Annotated in this window: 14 protein-coding genes; 9 read left to right on the forward strand and 5 right to left on the reverse strand. The window is 71.9% G+C overall.

Annotation, left to right across the window (positions count from 1 at the left end; all coding sequences use genetic code 11):
• Positions 1 to 118: 118 nt before the first annotated feature.
• The 4 genes from HHL10_RS08335 to HHL10_RS08350 all read left to right on the forward strand — a co-directional run bounded on the left by HHL10_RS08335 (position 119) and on the right by HHL10_RS08350 (position 6,142).
• Entirely contained in the window at positions 119 to 1,372 is a 1,254-nt protein-coding gene (locus HHL10_RS08335) for a lipoprotein-releasing ABC transporter permease subunit (RefSeq protein WP_169159883.1), read from the forward strand.
• Positions 1,365 to 2,063 (forward strand): lipoprotein-releasing ABC transporter ATP-binding protein LolD, encoded by a 699-nt coding sequence (gene lolD / locus HHL10_RS08340; RefSeq protein ID WP_169159884.1) that lies wholly within the window; start codon positions 1,365 to 1,367, stop codon positions 2,061 to 2,063. The genes HHL10_RS08335 and lolD overlap by 8 nt, the downstream gene beginning before the upstream one ends.
• Before the next feature lie 146 nt (positions 2,064 to 2,209).
• Entirely contained in the window at positions 2,210 to 3,175 is a 966-nt protein-coding gene (locus tag HHL10_RS08345; protein ID WP_169159885.1) for a DUF4148 domain-containing protein, read from the forward strand.
• A 108-nt stretch (positions 3,176 to 3,283) separates the two neighbouring features.
• Entirely contained in the window at positions 3,284 to 6,142 is a 2,859-nt protein-coding gene (locus tag HHL10_RS08350; RefSeq protein WP_169159886.1) for a tripartite tricarboxylate transporter substrate-binding protein, read from the forward strand.
• A 206-nt stretch (positions 6,143 to 6,348) separates the two neighbouring features.
• Here the strand turns inward: HHL10_RS08350 and HHL10_RS08355 are convergent, their stop codons facing one another.
• From HHL10_RS08355 to HHL10_RS31145, 5 genes are all read right to left on the reverse strand, one after another.
• Complete coding sequence (locus tag HHL10_RS08355) at positions 6,349 to 7,395, reverse strand: VWA domain-containing protein (RefSeq protein ID WP_169159887.1); 1,047 nt, start codon at positions 7,393 to 7,395, stop codon at positions 6,349 to 6,351.
• A gap of 30 nt (positions 7,396 to 7,425) precedes the next feature.
• Positions 7,426 to 8,412, reverse strand: a complete 987-nt coding sequence (locus HHL10_RS08360) for a DUF58 domain-containing protein (RefSeq protein ID WP_169159888.1) — start codon at positions 8,410 to 8,412, stop codon at positions 7,426 to 7,428.
• Complete coding sequence (locus tag HHL10_RS08365; protein ID WP_235971192.1) at positions 8,405 to 9,412, reverse strand: AAA family ATPase; 1,008 nt, start codon at positions 9,410 to 9,412, stop codon at positions 8,405 to 8,407. The genes HHL10_RS08360 and HHL10_RS08365 overlap by 8 nt, the downstream gene beginning before the upstream one ends.
• Positions 9,413 to 9,483: 71 nt before the next feature.
• Complete coding sequence (locus HHL10_RS08370) at positions 9,484 to 10,494, reverse strand: S1C family serine protease (protein WP_169159889.1); 1,011 nt, start codon at positions 10,492 to 10,494, stop codon at positions 9,484 to 9,486.
• Positions 10,495 to 10,540: 46 nt separating this feature from the next.
• Positions 10,541 to 10,663 (reverse strand): hypothetical protein, encoded by a 123-nt coding sequence (locus tag HHL10_RS31145; protein ID WP_310734558.1) that lies wholly within the window; start codon positions 10,661 to 10,663, stop codon positions 10,541 to 10,543.
• Here HHL10_RS31145 and HHL10_RS08375 point away from each other — a divergent pair.
• The 5 genes from HHL10_RS08375 to HHL10_RS08395 all read left to right on the forward strand — a co-directional run bounded on the left by HHL10_RS08375 (position 10,637) and on the right by HHL10_RS08395 (position 15,563).
• Entirely contained in the window at positions 10,637 to 11,407 is a 771-nt protein-coding gene (locus HHL10_RS08375; RefSeq protein WP_310734557.1) for a TatD family hydrolase, read from the forward strand. The two genes, HHL10_RS31145 and HHL10_RS08375, sit on opposite strands and share 27 nt — an antisense overlap.
• Positions 11,408 to 11,526: 119 nt before the next feature.
• Entirely contained in the window at positions 11,527 to 12,300 is a 774-nt protein-coding gene (locus tag HHL10_RS08380; RefSeq protein ID WP_169159891.1) for a class I SAM-dependent methyltransferase, read from the forward strand.
• Positions 12,301 to 12,426: 126 nt separating this feature from the next.
• Complete coding sequence (locus HHL10_RS08385) at positions 12,427 to 12,900, forward strand: tripartite tricarboxylate transporter TctB family protein (RefSeq protein WP_169159892.1); 474 nt, start codon at positions 12,427 to 12,429, stop codon at positions 12,898 to 12,900.
• A 4-nt stretch (positions 12,901 to 12,904) separates the two neighbouring features.
• Positions 12,905 to 14,419: a tripartite tricarboxylate transporter permease gene (locus tag HHL10_RS08390; protein ID WP_169159893.1), complete on the forward strand. Its 1,515-nt coding sequence runs from the start codon at positions 12,905 to 12,907 to the stop codon at positions 14,417 to 14,419.
• 226 nt (positions 14,420 to 14,645) lie between these two features.
• Positions 14,646 to 15,563 (forward strand): DMT family transporter, encoded by a 918-nt coding sequence (locus HHL10_RS08395; protein ID WP_169159894.1) that lies wholly within the window; start codon positions 14,646 to 14,648, stop codon positions 15,561 to 15,563.
• Positions 15,564 to 15,626 lie beyond the last annotated feature (63 nt).

Below are 15,626 nucleotides of genomic sequence, written 5' to 3' on the forward strand. Positions count from 1 at the left end.
ATTATCCCGGGGGGCGCAGGCGCGACGGCGGGGTGGGGGTGTGGGGGCGCTCGCGAGCCGCGCCGGGTTGTCTTGCGTCTCCAGCCGTGCCGGTCCGCGCAGTTAGCATCCGCTGCTCATGAAAATGCCTTACGAATGGCAGATCGGCTGGCGCTACACGCGCGCCGGTCGGGCCGGGCGGAGAAACCGCTTCATTTCCTTCATTTCCGGCGTGTCGATGCTGGGCATCGGCCTGGGCGTGGCGGCGCTGATCATCGTGCTGTCCGTGATGAACGGCTTCCAGAAGGAAGTGCGCGAACGCATGCTCAGCGTCATCTCGCATGTCGAGGTGCTGGAGCCCACCGGCGCGGCGCTGCCGGACTGGCGCGCCGTCGCCGCCCAGGCCAGGCAGCAGCCGCAGGTGCGGGGCGCGGCGCCCTTCATCGCCACGCAGGCGCTGCTGGCGCGCGGCGACAACATGCGCGGCCTGCTGGTGCGCGGCATCGACCCGGCCGAGGAAGCCGCCGTCACGCCGCTGGCGGCGCAGCTGCGCGACACCGCGCTGGCCAGGCTGCAGCCCGGCGCCTGGCAGATCGTGCTGGGCCAGGAGCTGGCGCGGCAGCTGGGCGTGGCGCCGGGCGACAGCGTCACGCTGGTGGCCCCAGGCGGGCAGGTCACGCCCGCGGGCGTGGTGCCGCGCTTTCGCGCCTTCACGGTGGCGGGCACTTTCGCTTCCGGCCACTACGAGTACGACAGCGCGCTGGCGCTGGTCCACATCGAGGATGCGGCGAGGCTGTTCCGCACCGACGGGCCCACCGGCGTGCAGCTGCGCCTGGCCGACGTCAACGAGGCGCGCGCCGTGGCCCAGCAGCTCGGCGCCGCCATGCCCAACCTGCTCGTGCGCGACTGGACCCGCACCAACGCCGCCTGGTTCGACGCGGTGCAGATCGAGAAGCGGCTGATGTTCATCATCCTCACGCTCATCGTCGCGGTGGCGGCCTTCAACCTGGTCTCCACGCTGGTGATGACGGTCACCGACAAGCGCGCCGACATCGCCATCCTGCGCACCCTGGGCGCGAGCCCGCGCTCGATCATGGGCATCTTCGTGGTGCAGGGCGCCGCGGCCGGGATCATCGGCACCCTCGGCGGCACGCTGGGCGGGCTGCTGGTGGCCTTCAACGTCGGCACCATCGTCCCGGCCATTGAGCGCGCGCTCAACGTCAACTTCCTGCCCGGCAGCATTTACGTCATCAACCACATGCCCAGCGACCCGCAGCGCGGCGACATCGTCCCCATCGTCCTCATCTCCCTGCTGCTGGCCCTGCTGGCCACGCTGTACCCGAGCTGGCGCGCCAGCCGCGTCAACCCGGCGGAGGCGCTGCGCTATGAGTGAGGCTCTCGATGCCCATGGCGCGGTGCTGGCCTGCACCGCGCTGGCCAAGCGCTTCCACGACGGCATCCTGGACGTGCAGGTGCTGCGCGACGTGACGCTGCAGGTGCCGCGCGGGCGCACGCTGGCCATCGTCGGCGCCTCGGGCTCGGGCAAGAGCACGCTGCTGCACCTGCTGGGCGGCCTGGACGCGCCCAGCAGCGGGCGCGTGCAGCTGCTGGGCCGCGACTTCGCCGCCATGAGCGCGGCCGAGCAGGGCCGCTGGCGCAACCGGCACCTGGGCTTCATTTACCAGTTCCACCACCTGCTGCCCGAGTTCACCGCGCTGGACAACGTCGCCATGCCGCTGCGCGTGCGCCGCATGGGCCTGGAGGAGGCGCGCGCGCAGGCGCAGCAGATGCTGTCGCGCGTGGGCCTGGCGCCGCGCGCGCAGCACCGGCCCAGCGAGCTCTCCGGCGGCGAGCGCCAGCGCGTGGCCATCGCGCGCGCGCTGGTGGCGCAGCCGGCCTGCGTGCTGGCCGACGAACCCACCGGCAACCTTGACCGCGACACCGCCGACACGGTGTTCGCGCTGATGCTGGAGCTCGCGCGCGAGCGCGGCACGGCCTTCGTGCTGGTCACGCACGACGAGCGCCTGGCCGCACGCTGCGACCAGGCGCTGCGCCTGAGCCAGGGGCAGCTGCAGCCCTCCTGAGGCCCGCATGGCCCGCCTGGGCGGCCCGGAATTTGCCCCTAGGGATCAGCCCCATTCACAAGCCTTCCCGGAAGGTGTTGGGCATGGGAACTGCCTGCATGGCTTTACCGGGTCCTCTCGCACGGACCTGCCTAAGGAGCAACGCAATGAAGAAGCTTTCCGTACTCGCCACGCTGATCGCCGCCGCCCTGGGTTCCACCGCCGCCATGGCGCAGAGCCAGCCGCTCACCCGCGAGGAGGTCAAGGCCGACCTGGCCCGTGCCATGTCCGGCGGCGAGCTGGAGCGCACCGACCAGAACTACGGTACCTGGTGGGCCACCTCGGCGTCCTCGCAGAACTACGGGCGCGAGCACAGCAACCTGAACGTGGCCGGCAGCAGCGGCTACGACCCGATCGCCAGCGTGGCGGCCTCCAGCTCGGCGGCGGACGCCAGCTCCGGGATGGCGGCCTCCACCACCGGCTCCGGCATGGACTCGGCCAGCGTGGCGGCCGGCAGCAGCCTGGACCGCAGCAGCCAGAGCTATGACAGCGGCAACAGCGGCCGCGGCGCGGCGGGTCGCCCCTACGGCAGCGGCACCTCCGACGGCGTGGCCGGCGACAGCTCCACCACCATCGCGCAAAGCGGCGCCGCGGGCACGAGCGGCGGCGCTGCGGGGAGCTACAGCGGCGGCTCCACGGGCGCCGCCTCGGGCAGCGGCATGGGCGGCACCAGCGGCTCCATGGGCGCCACCACGGGCGCGGGCACCGGCTCCATGGGCAGCGGCATGGACAGCAGCCAGGGCGCGACCGGCACCATGGGCAACACCCCGGGCGGCTCCAGCACCAGCCAGGGCAGCACCATGAACAGCCCCTCGGGCACGACCACGACCTACGGCTCGGGCAGCAGCTCCATGACCAGCGGCACCGGCATGGACAGCGGCGCGGCCGGCCGCCGCTATGACGGCAGCACCAGCTCCGGCCCGGCCAACCGTTCCGACGTCGCCGCCGACCGCGACGCCGCCATGCGCAGCGACCGCTGGATCTACAGCGACGCCGACGGTGTGCAGCGCCTGGAGCCGGGCTGGAACAGCCACATCGGCCGCGTCTACAAGGGTCCGGCCGACAGCTACTGAGCCTGATACCCGAACCGGGCGCGGCGGCGCCCGCCCCATGGGCGCCGCCGCCGGCCTGAAACCCTGCCCGCGACTCCCGCCGCCGGCAGGGTTCCACAATGCGGGGCGATGCAGACACCGCCTTGGCTGAGCGGCCCGCTGGCCGCGGTACTGACTTCCCTCCTCACGGCGCTGCTCCTGCTCGCGCCCCTGCGGCCGGCCACCGCGGCCGCGCCGGACCCCCCGCTTTCCTCTCCCTCTCTTCCCACGGCTGCGGCCACCCCGGTCGCCGCGGCGGCTTCGGGTACGGCGGGCCTGCCCGCCGGATTGGGTCGCCCCGGCGAGCCGGTGGCCCTGGTGGTGGGCTACCAGCCTTACTTCACCGCCACCTGGTCCGCGCTGGTGATGCGCGGCAAGCGCTTCCACGAGCGTTACCTGCCCAAGGGCTCGACGGTGGAGTTCGAGCCCGCGCTGCAGGGCCGCAAAATTGCCGCCGCCATGCAGTCCGGCCGCGTGCAGCTGGGCTACATGGGCCCGGTGTCGGCGCTGGTGGCGGCCACGCGCTCCGAAGGCAGCCCCGATGCGCTGCGGCTGGTGGCCGCGCTGGGCCTGGGCCACGACCAGTGCCATGTGCTGCTGGCGCGCGTGGGCGGGCCGCGCACCCTGCAGGATTTACAAGGCAGCCAGCTCGCCGCGCCGCGCGACAGCTGCGCCGACCGATTCGCGCGCGAGCTGCTGCGCCGGCGCAGCCTGGCGCCGGCGGTGTACCTGGGCCAGAACATCGAGCTCATCAGCAGCAACCTGCGCGCGGGCCGCATCGACGCGGCGGCGGTGTGGGAGCCCGTGGCCACGCGGCTGGTGCAGGAGGGCGTGGCGCGGCGCATCGCCAGCGGGCGCGAGTCCGGGCTGGAGGACGGCGGCTTCCTGCTGATGCGCGCGCAGCTGCTGGAGCAGCGTCCCGACGTGGCGCGCGCCTGGCTGCAGGCCGAGCTGGACGCGCAGCGCTTCCTGGCCGATCCGGCCAACGCCGAGGAGATCGTGCGCCTGGCGCTGGCGCAGACCGCCGGCTTCGACGCGGCCACGCTCTGGAACGCGCTCTACGCCGCGCCCGAGGGCACCCCGGCGGGCGCGCCGCGCATGACGCTGCCTTTCGTGTTCGATGAAGCGGCGCGCCGCGTCATCGCCGGCACCATGGCCTACCTGCACGAGGCGGGGCAGGTGCCTTCGGACACCCTGGCGCCGCGCGCGCTGGAGGCGGAGCTGGCGCCCGCCGTGCTGCGCGAGCGCGGGCTGGCCGCGCCGGTGGGCCGCGTCTTGCCGCAGCCCGCGCGCAGCCCGGGCGAGATGCCGGCCGCGCGCGTGGCCATCACCGTGCGCGAGGGCGGCTGGGGCGAAGCCAACACGCGCGACATCCGCGACGTGCTGGTGGCCGTGGCGCGCGAGCTGCAGGAGCGCATCCCCGGCCGGCCACTGGCGCCCATCGTGGTGTCGCACTCCACGCGCGCGCCGCTGTCGCTGTACGAGCGCGGCCCGCGCGGCGAGTACCAGGTGCAGCTCACCGTGAGCGGGGACCGCTGGGCCGGCTACGTCTACGAGTTCGCCCACGAGTTCTGCCACGTGCTGGCCAACTACGACCGCCATCCGCACTTCCAGGCCGCCGACGCGCACCAGTGGTTCGAGGAGGCGCTGTGCGAGGTGTCGTCGCTGTACACGCTGCAGCGCTTTGCCGCGGAATGGGAGATCGCGCCGCCGAGCCCGCGCCTGCAGGCCTACGCGCAGGAGCTGCAGGCCAGCGCCGACCGCTTCCTGGCCGAGAAGCACCGCCAGCTGCCGCCGGGACAGACGCTGGCGGCCTGGTACGCCGAGAACGCCCGGCGCCTGCGCGGCAGCGCCTACGACCGCAACCGCAACGAGGTGGTGGCCACGCAGCTGCTGCCGCTGTTCGAGGAGAACCCGGAGCTGTGGGAGGCGCTGGGCTACCTCAACCTCGACGCGCCAGGCGGCAGCTTCGAGGACTACCTGCGCACCTGGCGCGACAACGCGCCGCCCGCGCTGCGCGACAGCATCAGCTACGTGATGGCGCTGTTCTTCGGCCCGGCCGCCGGCGCGCGCGATGTGCGCAAGAGCGTCGAGCTGACCGTGCCCTACGGCCTCAATTCCGGCCCGGATGGCATCGCGCGGCTGCTGGCGCGGCTGCTGGAGCCGGAGCTGGGCACGGGCATCGAGCTGGCCAACGTGCCCGGCGCCTCGGGCAACACCGGGCTGACGCGGCTGCTGGCCAGCGGCGACCCGACCAACGCGCTGGCCATCATCGCCGGCAACACGGTGTGGGTGTGGGCCGGCGGCGCGGGCATGGTGGAGCCGCGGCTGTTCGAGGTGCTGGGCGTGGTGTCCACCTTCGAGTCTTTCCTGTTCGTGCCGGCCGACAGCCCCTTCCGCACGCTGCAGGACGTGCTGAGCTTCGCCCAGGCGAATCCGTACCGGCTGCGCGTGGCCAGCTCCGGCGCGGGCGGGCGTGACGAGCTGGCGATCCGCGCCCTGGGCGCGCGCGGGGCGAGGCTGCTGAACCTGCCGGTGTCCAAGCATGACGAGCGCGTGGCGGCGGTGCTGAACCAGCGCGCCGAACTGCTGTTCGAGGAGCCCGGCGACGTGGCCGAGCTGCTGGAGCAGGGCAAGCTGCGTCCGCTGGCGGTGCTGGCCGCGCAGCGCGATCCGGCTTTCCCGGAGGTGCCCGCGGCGCAGGAGCTGGGCTTCGACCTGCGGCCCTTCGGCAGCTTCCGCGCGCTGGTGGCCCAGGCCGGCATGCCGCCGCAGCGGGTGCAGGCGCTGCGCCAGGCGCTGGCGCGCGCGCTGCGCAGCCCCGACTGGCTCAGCTACTGCCGACAGCTGCTGAGCTGCGCACCGCCGCTGTCGGAGGCGCAGACGCAGGGCTACCTGCAGCGCTACTTCGAGGCGGCCAAGGCGTACCGGGAAACGCTGCCGCGCTGAGGAGTTCGGGGAGCTTTCCGCAGGTGCTGCGCCCGGATTGGTCAGGAAAATTGGATAAACGCGGCAATGCTTGAAGCTGTTGTCCAGTTCATCTGAACAATCGAGTGCCAGTAAGGCCGTTGCCTCTCCCGGGCAATCCTGCAAAAACGCCGACGCGCCCCTCGGGGCGCGTCGTCATTCAAGGAGCCGGGAAACCGCAGCCGGGCCTACATCACCCTGCCGAACCACCACAGCGACAGCCCGGCCGCGAGCACGGCCAGGGCGGCGCCGACGGCGGCGAAGAGGGCGCTGATCTCGGTTTCCTTCTTCTCCATCACCAGGCGCGAGGACAGCGTCTGGTAGACCTTCTTGAGGTCGGCGGCAGTGCCGGCATAGAAGTACTCGGCGCGGGTGAGGTCGGCGATGGTCTTGAGCGTTTCCTCGTCCAGGCGCACGCGCATGCTCCAGCCCTCGAAGCCGATGGTGTCGCCCTCCTTGGTGCCGATGCCCACGGTGTAGACGCGCACCCCGCGCTCGGCGGCCATGCGCGCGGACTCGATCGGGTCGGGGCCCGTGGTGCGCTGGCCGTCGGTGAGCAGGATGACGGCCGCCGAGGCGTAGCTGCCCGGCTCCACCGGCTTGAAGTCGCGCGGCTTGCCGTTGTCGCTGCCGTTGTTCTCGCCCAGCGGCTGCGGCATGGCCCGCTGCCCCGTGACCTGGCTGAGGTCGATGCCGGCGTCAGGGAAGATGGTGGCCAGAGACAGCACGATGCCGCTGCCGATGGCCGTGGCGCGCTGGAGCTGGAAGCGGTCGATGGCCGCGACCACGTCCTCGCGGCTGAAGGTGGGGGCCTGCACCACCGCGGCCGTGCCGGCGAAGCTGACCACGCCCACGCGCACGTCGCGCGGCAGGTCCGACAGGAAGGCCTTGGCCGCGTTCTGCGCCGCCACCAGCCGCGTGGGCTGCACGTCGGCGGCGCGCATGGAGCCCGAGACGTCCATGGCCAGGATGATGGTCTGCTCGGCCAGCGGCAGCGTCATCACGGCGGTGGGCCGCGCCGAGGCCAGCAGCAGCGAGGTCAGCGCCAGCAGCAGCAGCAGCGGCGGCACGTGGCGCTTCCAGCGCCCGCCACGGCCCATGGCTTGTTTCACCAGCCCCAGGTCGGCATAGGGCAGCACGGTTTGCTTGCGCCGGCGCAGCAGCCACAGGTAGAGCAGCACCAGCAGCGGCAGCAGCAGCAGCGTCCACAGCAGCGAGGGCCACAGGAAATTCATCATCAATGCTCCCAGCAGTCCCTTGCGGTTCTAGTAATGGGCGCGTGGCGCCACGCTGCCCGCGGTGAGGCGGCTGCGCTGGCGTCGCAGGTGCACGAAGCGGACGATGGAGGTGGCCAGGTCCTCGTCGCTGGCCAGCTCCAGCGTGTCCACCCCGGCCTGGGCCAGCCCGTCGCGCAGCTCGGCCTCGCGCCGCCGCGCCGCGCCGGCGAAGCGCTTGCGGAACGCGGCGGAATGGGTGTCCACCATCAGCTGCTCGCCGGTCTCGGCGTCCTGGATGTAGACCATGCCCAGGTCGGGCAGCTCCATCTCCAGCGGGTCGTACAGCCGCACCGCGATCACCTCGTGGCGCAGCGCCAGCATCGCCAGCGGCTCGCTCCAGCCGGGCTGGCTGAAGAAGTCCGACAGCACGAACACCAGGCTGCGCCGGCGCAGCTGCTGCTGCGCGGTGCGCAGCAGCTCGCTCAGCCGCGTGCCCTGCGGCATGGCCGTGGGCGCGGGGCGGTTCATCAGCCGCTGCAGCAGCTCCAGCACCTGCAGCTTGCCGCCGCGCGCGGGCATCACGGTGTCCACGCGGCTGCCGTAGAGCAGGGCGCCGACGCGGTTGCCCCGGCGCGCCAGCAGCCGCGCGATCACGGCGGTGAACTCGATGCCCACCTGCGCCTTGCTGCGCCGGCGCGAGCCGAAGTGCACCGAGGGGCTGAGGTCGAGCAGGAACCAGGCGGCGATGTCGCGGTCCTCGGTGTACTCGCGCACGTAGGGTTCCTGCAGCCGCGCGGTGACGTTCCAGTCGATGCGGCGCACGTCGTCGTGGTGCTGGTACTCGCGCAGGTCGGCCAGGTCCAGGCCCTCGCCGCGGAACAGCGTGCGGTAGTCGCCCTGCAGCCAGCCGTCGAGGCGGCGGATGGTGCTCCATTCCAGGCGCCGCAGCAGCGCCTCGGCGTTCTCGCCGGGCAGGCCGAGCGTGCCCGGCGCGCCGGCGGCCCGCGGCGGGGTGGCGGCGGGGCGATCAGCCATTGGCGGCGAGCTGGACGCGGGCTTCCAGCGGCTTGTCGGGGGCGGGCAGCTTCTGCATCAGCCGCCCGATGATCTGGTCCGCCGTCACGCCCTCGGCCAGCGCCTCGTAGCTCAGCGTCAGGCGGTGGCGCAGCACGTCGCCGGCGATGTCCACCATGTCGTCGGGCAACACGTAGCCGCGCCCGCGCAGGAAGGCCAGCGCGCGCGCGCCCTCGACCAGGCTGATGGTGGCGCGCGGGCTGGCGCCGAAGGTGATGTGGCGCGCCATGTCGGCCAACCCGGCGCGCGCGGGGTCGCGCGTGGCGGCCACGAGCTTGACGGCGTACTGCATCAGCGACGGGTCCACGTAGAGGTTGCGGCAAGCCTGCTGCAGCGCCGCCAGCTGCGTGGTGGTGGCCACCGGCTGCACCTCCACCGGCGCACCGGTGACGCGCTCGACGATGACGAACTCCTCCTCCTCGGTCGGGTAGTCCACCAGCACCTTCATCATGAAGCGGTCCACCTGCGCCTCGGGCAGCGGGTAGGTGCCCTCGGTCTCGATGGGGTTCTGCGTGGCCATCACCAGGAAGGGCTCGGGCACGCGGTGCGTGGTGCCGGCGATGGTGACCTGGCGCTCCTGCATCACCTCCAGCAGCGCGCTCTGCACCTTGGCCGGCGCGCGGTTGATCTCGTCGGCCAGCAGCAGGTTGGTGAACACCGGGCCCAGCGTGGTGCTGAAGTCGCCGGTCTTCTGGTTGTAGATGCGCGTGCCCACCAGGTCGGCGGGCACAAGGTCGGGCGTGAACTGGATGCGCTTGAACTGCCCGCGCAGCGTCTGCGCCAGGGTCTTGACGGTGAGCGTCTTGGCCAGGCCCGGCACGCCCTCCACCAGCAGGTGGCCCTGCGACAGCATGGCCACGAGCACGCGCTCCAGGAAGCGGTCCTGCCCGACCACCACGCGTTTGACTTCGTAGAGCACGCGCTCCATCAGGGCCGCGGTATCGCTGTTGCTGCCGTGCATCGGAATCCTCCCGTGTGGAAGTGGGTTTGGAACGAAGAAGCGGTGGGGCCGCAAGGCAAGGACGCCGGCCCTCAGAACGGCGGCAGCCCCGCGCCGCCGGCGGCGTTCTCGATGGGCACCGCGAAGCCGATGCCCACGAAGAAGCGCTGCTGCACCGGATTGAGGATGGCGGTGACGATGCCCACCACCTCGCCGTCGTCCGTCACCAGCGGGCCGCCGGAGCTGCCCGGGTTGGCCATGGCGTCGAACTGGATCAGGTTGGAGAGCACCTGCTTGCCCTCGGGCGAGCGGAACTCGCGCTTGAGCCCGGACACCACGCCCGAGGACACCGAGGGCCCGATGCCGAAGGGAAAGCCCACGGCCGTGACGCGGTCGCCGGGCTGCAGGTCGGCCGTGGAGCGCAGCGTGGCGGCCTGCAGGTCGTCGGGGATGCGCTGCGCGCGCAGCACCGCCAGGTCGTTCTCGGGCATGACGTTGACCACGGTGGCCTCGGACTCCAGCCCGTCGGAGAACACCACCTGCACGCGCTTGGCGCCGCTGACCACGTGCAGGTTGGTCAGGATCAGCCCGCTGTCCACGATCACCACGCCGCTGCCCACGCCGATCTCGCCGCCATGGGACTCGCCGGCCACGGGCTTCTTGCCGCTGCCCGGCGCGGCGTCGGCCACCGGGGTGTCGTCGTCCAGGCCCACCACGCGCACCACCGAGCCGCGGATCTTCTCGTAGGCCTTGGCCGCCGGCGAGGGCAGGGGCTGCGTCTTGAGCGCCTCGCGCACCGCGGCGTCGATGTGCTTCTGCGTGATCACGGGCGGCTTGGGCTGCGAGGCCTGCCACACCAGCACCGGGCCGCCCAGCAGCAGCGCCCCGCTCAGCGCCCAGCCCCAGGCCGGCAAGGCCAGGCCGCGGCGCCGTTGGGTGGGCGCCGGGGCGGCGGTGGCGGAAGGAGAGGCGGCCGAAGAAGGCGGGGCGGTGGAGGCGGCCGGCTGGCCCGGCGCGACCTCGGGTGGGTCCACGGCAGGCGGGCTGGCTACCCGGCTGGAGTGGCTGTACAGCGGAGTCCGGTTCGACCTGCGCCCGTTCATCTGCGCCCCCTGCGTGCAATGCGGTTCCACGGTAGCACGATCCCCGTCAGGCATCATCGGGCGCATGGGTTACGCCGCTTTGCAGTGGGTTGACACTCACTGCCATCTTGATGCCGCCGAGTTCGATGCCGATCGCGACGCGGTGGTGCGACGCGCGCGCGACGCCCATGTCCAGCAAATCGTGCTCCCAGCCGTGGTTCCGGCGAACTTCGAGGCGGTGCGCGCGCTGGCGCATTCCCACGGGCTGGGCTACGCGTTGGGCATCCACCCGCTGTACATGCACGACGCCGGCCCCGGCGCGCTGCAGGCAGTGCGGGACGCGTTGCGGCAGCACCGGGATGACCCGCTCCTGGTGGCGGTGGGGGAGGTCGGGCTGGACTTCTTCGTCCCGGGCCTGGACCGTGCGCGGCAGGAGGAGCTGTTCAGCGCCCAGCTGGCGCTGGCGCGCGAGTACGCGCTGCCGGTGCTGCTGCACAGCCGCCGCGCCGTGGACCGGGTGCTGATGCACCTGCGCCGCGCCGGCGTGCGCGGCGGCATCGCGCATGCGTTCAACGGCAGCGCGCAGCAGGCGCAGGCCTGCCTGGAGCTGGAGCTGCGGCTGGGCTTTGGCGGGGCCATGACCTTCGAGCGCGCGCTGCAGATCCGGCGCCTGGCCGCCGAGCTGCCGCAGCAGGCGCTGGTGCTGGAGACCGACGCGCCCGACATCCCGCCGCAGTGGCTCTACCGCAGCGCCGCCGAGCGCGCCGATGGCGGTGGCGCGCGCAACGAGCCGGCCGAGTTGCCGCGCATCGCGCTGACGCTGGGCGCGCTGCGCGGCTGGACGCCGGAGCACACCGCCGCCGTGACCGCGGCCAACGCCCGGGCCGCGTTGCCGAAGCTGGCGCGCCTGATGGACGCCGCGCGCCCGGACTGAACGTTCACCGGCGCGGCGCGGCCTTCGGACAGCCCGCGCCGGGCCGGATGGCGGCAGGGTGGCCGCCGGCCGGGGCACACTCCCGGCCCTTTCACAACCACCGCAGACACGAGGCTCCCATGGCCAGCAAGAAGACCCCGGCACGACAGGCGCAGGCCGGCGCCACCCTCTCCGAGTACGCCGGCGTGCGTTACCTGCACCTGGGCACGGAATGGGTGCAGGGCGCGATGCGCGTGCGCAAGCCCCAGCACATCGAGCTCGAATACGTGCAGCGCATGATGGCCTGGATGCTGTGGCGCCCCACCGCCGAGCTCACGCAGGGGCAGGCGGTGCAGCTGGGCCTGGGCGCCGGGGCCATCACGCGCTTCAGCCACCAGGTGCTCAAGATGCGCACCACCGCGGTGGAGCTCAACGCCACCGTGATCGACGCCTGCAAGCTGTGGTTTCACCTGCCCGACGACGACGCGCGGCTGACGGTGCTGCATGCCGACGCCGCGCGCTGGGTGGCCGATCCGGCGCACCTGGGCACGGTGCAGGTGCTCAACGTCGATCTCTACGACCACGAGGCCGCCGCGCCCGTGCTCGACGACGAGGCCTTCTACGCCTGCTGCCGCGGCGTGCTGGCCGACGGCGGGCTCATGACCGTCAACCTCTTCGGCCGCGACGCCAGCTTCGAGCGCAGCGCCGCGCGCATCGCCGCGGCCTTCGGGCTGGACCAGGTCTGGCACCTGGCGCCGACCAAGGAGGGCAACACCATCGTCGTGGCCGCGCGCGGCGTGGTCGTGCCCGACCGCGACACGCTCATCGCGCGCGCCGAGTACATCCGCGAGCGCTTCGGGCTGCCGGCGCCGAAGTGGCTGCGGCTGGTGCGGCCGCTGCGCCTGCCGGCCTGAACGGTTTTCCTCGGTTCACGAGCGGACCGCCCGGCGAACTGAACGTGCGCTTACGTGGAATCCACACCGAAGCGGTGGGGGGCGCTTCCTAGAATCCGCCGCACTTCGGTCTAGAGGAGACAACTCGTGAAGATAAAAAGCCAGAAGGATTTCTGGTCCGGGCTGATGTTCGTCGCCGTCGGCCTGGGCTTCGCCTGGGGGGCGACCAACTACAGCTTCGGCGCCGCGGCGCGGCCGGGCCCGGGCTACTTTCCCTTCGGCCTCGGGCTGCTGATGGCCGTGCTGGGCGCGGTGGTGCTGTTCGGCTCGCTGACCGTCGAAACCGAGGACGGCGATCCCGTCGGCGCTTTCGCCTGGAAGCCGCTGCTCATCATCGTCGGCTCCGTCGTGCTCTTCGGCGTGCTGCTGCCGCGCCTGGGCATGTTCATCTCGCTGCCCATCCTGGTGGTGATGTCGGCCAGCGCCAGTGAGGAGTTCAAGCTCAAGGAGGCGCTGCTCAACGCGGTGATCCTGACCGTGGGCAGCTGGGCCATCTTCATCTACGGCCTGAACCTCACCATCCCGCTGCTGCCCGCCTTCGGCGCGGCCACCGGAGGCTGATCGCATGGAACTGTTCGACAACCTGGCGCTGGGCTTCCAGACCGCCTTCACGTTCACCAACATCCTGTGGGCCCTGGGCGGTGCCATCCTGGGCACGCTCATCGGCGTGCTGCCGGGCCTGGGCCCGGTGGCGACCATCGCGATGCTGCTGCCCAGCATCTACTCGCTGGACGCCACGCCCGCGCTGATCATGCTGGCGGGCATCTACTACGGCGCGCAGTACGGCGGCTCCACCACCGCCATCCTGATCAACGTGCCCGGCGAGTCGAGCTCGGTGGTCACGGCCATCGACGGCTACACCATGGCGCGCAAGGGCCGCGCCGGCGCGGCGCTGGCCGCCGCGGGCCTGGGCTCGTTCTTCGCCGGTTGCGTGGGCACCATCGTCATCGCCGCCTTCGCGCCGCCGCTGACCGAGCTGGCCTTCAAGTTCGGCCCGGCCGAGTACTTCTCGCTGATGGTGCTGGGCCTCATCGGCGCGGTGGTGCTGGCCTCGGGCTCGCTGGTCAAGGCCATCGCCATGATCCTGCTGGGCCTGCTGCTGGGCCAGATCAACACCGACGTGATCTCGGGCGTGCCGCGCTACAGCTTCGACATCCCCGAGCTGACCGACGGCATCAACTTCGTGGCCATCGCCATGGGCGTGTTCGGCTTCGGCGAGATCATCTCCAACCTGGGCCGCCCGGCCGAGCACCGCGAGGTCTTCACCAAGAGCGTGAGCGGCCTGTGGCCGACCAAGCAGGACTTCAAGGACGCCTTCCCGGCCGTGCTGCGCGGCACGGCGCTGGGCTCGATCCTGGGCGTGCTGCCCGGCGGCGGCGCGCTGCTGTCGTCCTTCGCCGCCTACACGGTGGAGAAGAAGACGCGCGGCCGTCCCGGCGAGGTGCCTTTCGGCCAGGGCAACATCCGCGGCGTGGCCGGCCCCGAGGCCGCCAACAACGCCGGCGCGCAGACCAGCTTCATCCCGATGCTGACGCTGGGCATCCCGCCCAACGCCGTGATGGCGCTGATGGTGGGTGCCATGACCATCAAGGGCATCCAGCCCGGCCCGCAGGTCATGACCAGCAACCCCGAGCTGTTCTGGGGCCTGATCGCCTCGATGTGGATCGGCAACCTGATGCTGGTGATCCTGAACCTGCCGCTCATCGGCATCTGGATCAAGCTGCTGACGGTGCCCTACCGCTTCCTGTTCCCGGCCATCATGAGCTTCTGCTGCATCGGCCTGTACACGCTCAACAACAACAACTTCGACGTGTACATGGCCGCCGGCTTCGGCGTGGTCGGTTACCTGTTCTACAAGCTCGGCTGCGAGCCCGCGCCGCTGCTGCTGGGCTTCATCCTGGGCCCGATGATGGAAGAGAACCTGCGCCGCGCCCTGCTGCTGTCGCGCGGCGACTGGTCCACCTTCATGTCGCGCCCGCTGTCGGCCGGGCTGCTGCTGGCGGCGCTGGCGATGATCGTGGTGGTGATGCTGCCCTCCATCAAGAGCAAGCGCGAAGTCGCGTTCCAGGACGCCGACTGACCGCGGCTCCGGCCTCGCTCAGGTGAGGCTGGACGGTCAGTCGGGACCCGAGCTCTGCGAGGGTGCGGCCTGCAAGGCCGACTGACCGCGGCTCCGGCCTCAAGCCTCACTCGGAAGAGTGGGGCTTTTTTCTTTTCGCCACCCAGGAAACCCGGATTGACGAGCTTCGCTGCGTCACCCTACGGCCGGTAGGGGTTGCCGGGGGTGGCTTCCTAGAATCCTCGCCATGACTTCTTTGAGCATCGGCGCCCAGGCGCCGCAGCGCACCTGGCCCGGGCTGCTGCTGGCCGCCGGCGGTGCCACCGCCTTCTCGGGCAAGGCCATCATCGTCAAGCTCGCCTACCGCCATGGGGCCGACGCGGTGACGGTGATCATGCTGCGCATGCTGTTCGCGCTGCCGCTGTTCCTGCTGCTGGCCTGGTGGGCCGGGCGCGGGCAGCGCCCGCTCACGCGCCGCGACTGGCGCGCCGTGGCGCTGCTGGGCTTCAGCGGCTACTACCTGGCGAGCTTCCTGGACTTCATGGGGCTGCAGTACGTCAGCGCCAGCCTGGAGCGGCTGGTGCTCTATCTCAATCCGACCTTCGTGCTGCTGCTGGGCTGGGTGCTGTTCAAGCGCCGCGCCCATGCGCGCCAGCTCGCCGCCATGGCGGTGAGCTACGCGGGCGTGCTGGTGGCCTTCGGGCAGGAGATGCACGTTGCCGGGCCGCAGGCGCTGCTGGGCATCGTGCTGGTGCTGGGCAGCGCGGTGAGCTATGCGCTGTACCTGGTGTACTCGGGCGAGGAGGTGCGGCGCCTGGGTGCGCTGCGCCTGACCGGCCTGGCCACCAGCGTGGCCTGCGTGCTGTGCATCGCGCAGTACCTGCTGCTGCGTCCCATCGGCGCGCTGGCCGAGGTGGCGGCGCCGGTGTACTGGCTGTCGCTGCTCAACGCCACGGCCTGCACCTTCGCGCCGGTGCTGATGGTGATGCTGGCCATCGCCCGCGTCGGTTCCGCGGCGACGGCGCAGACCGGGATGATCGGCCCGATGAGCACCATCCTCATGGGCGTGCTGATCCTGGACGAGCCCTTCACGCCGACGGTGGTGGCCGGCACGGCGCTGGTGCTGACCGGGGTGTGGCTGCTGACGAGGGTGCGCCAGGGCTGAAACGGCCGGTCCGCCCGCCGGGGCCGCGCGCCGGCATCGGAGCGTGCACGGCGGCGCTTTCAT

Source organism: Azohydromonas caseinilytica (assembly GCF_012927045.1).
Taxonomy (GTDB): Bacteria; Pseudomonadota; Gammaproteobacteria; order Burkholderiales; family Burkholderiaceae_C; genus Azohydromonas; species Azohydromonas caseinilytica.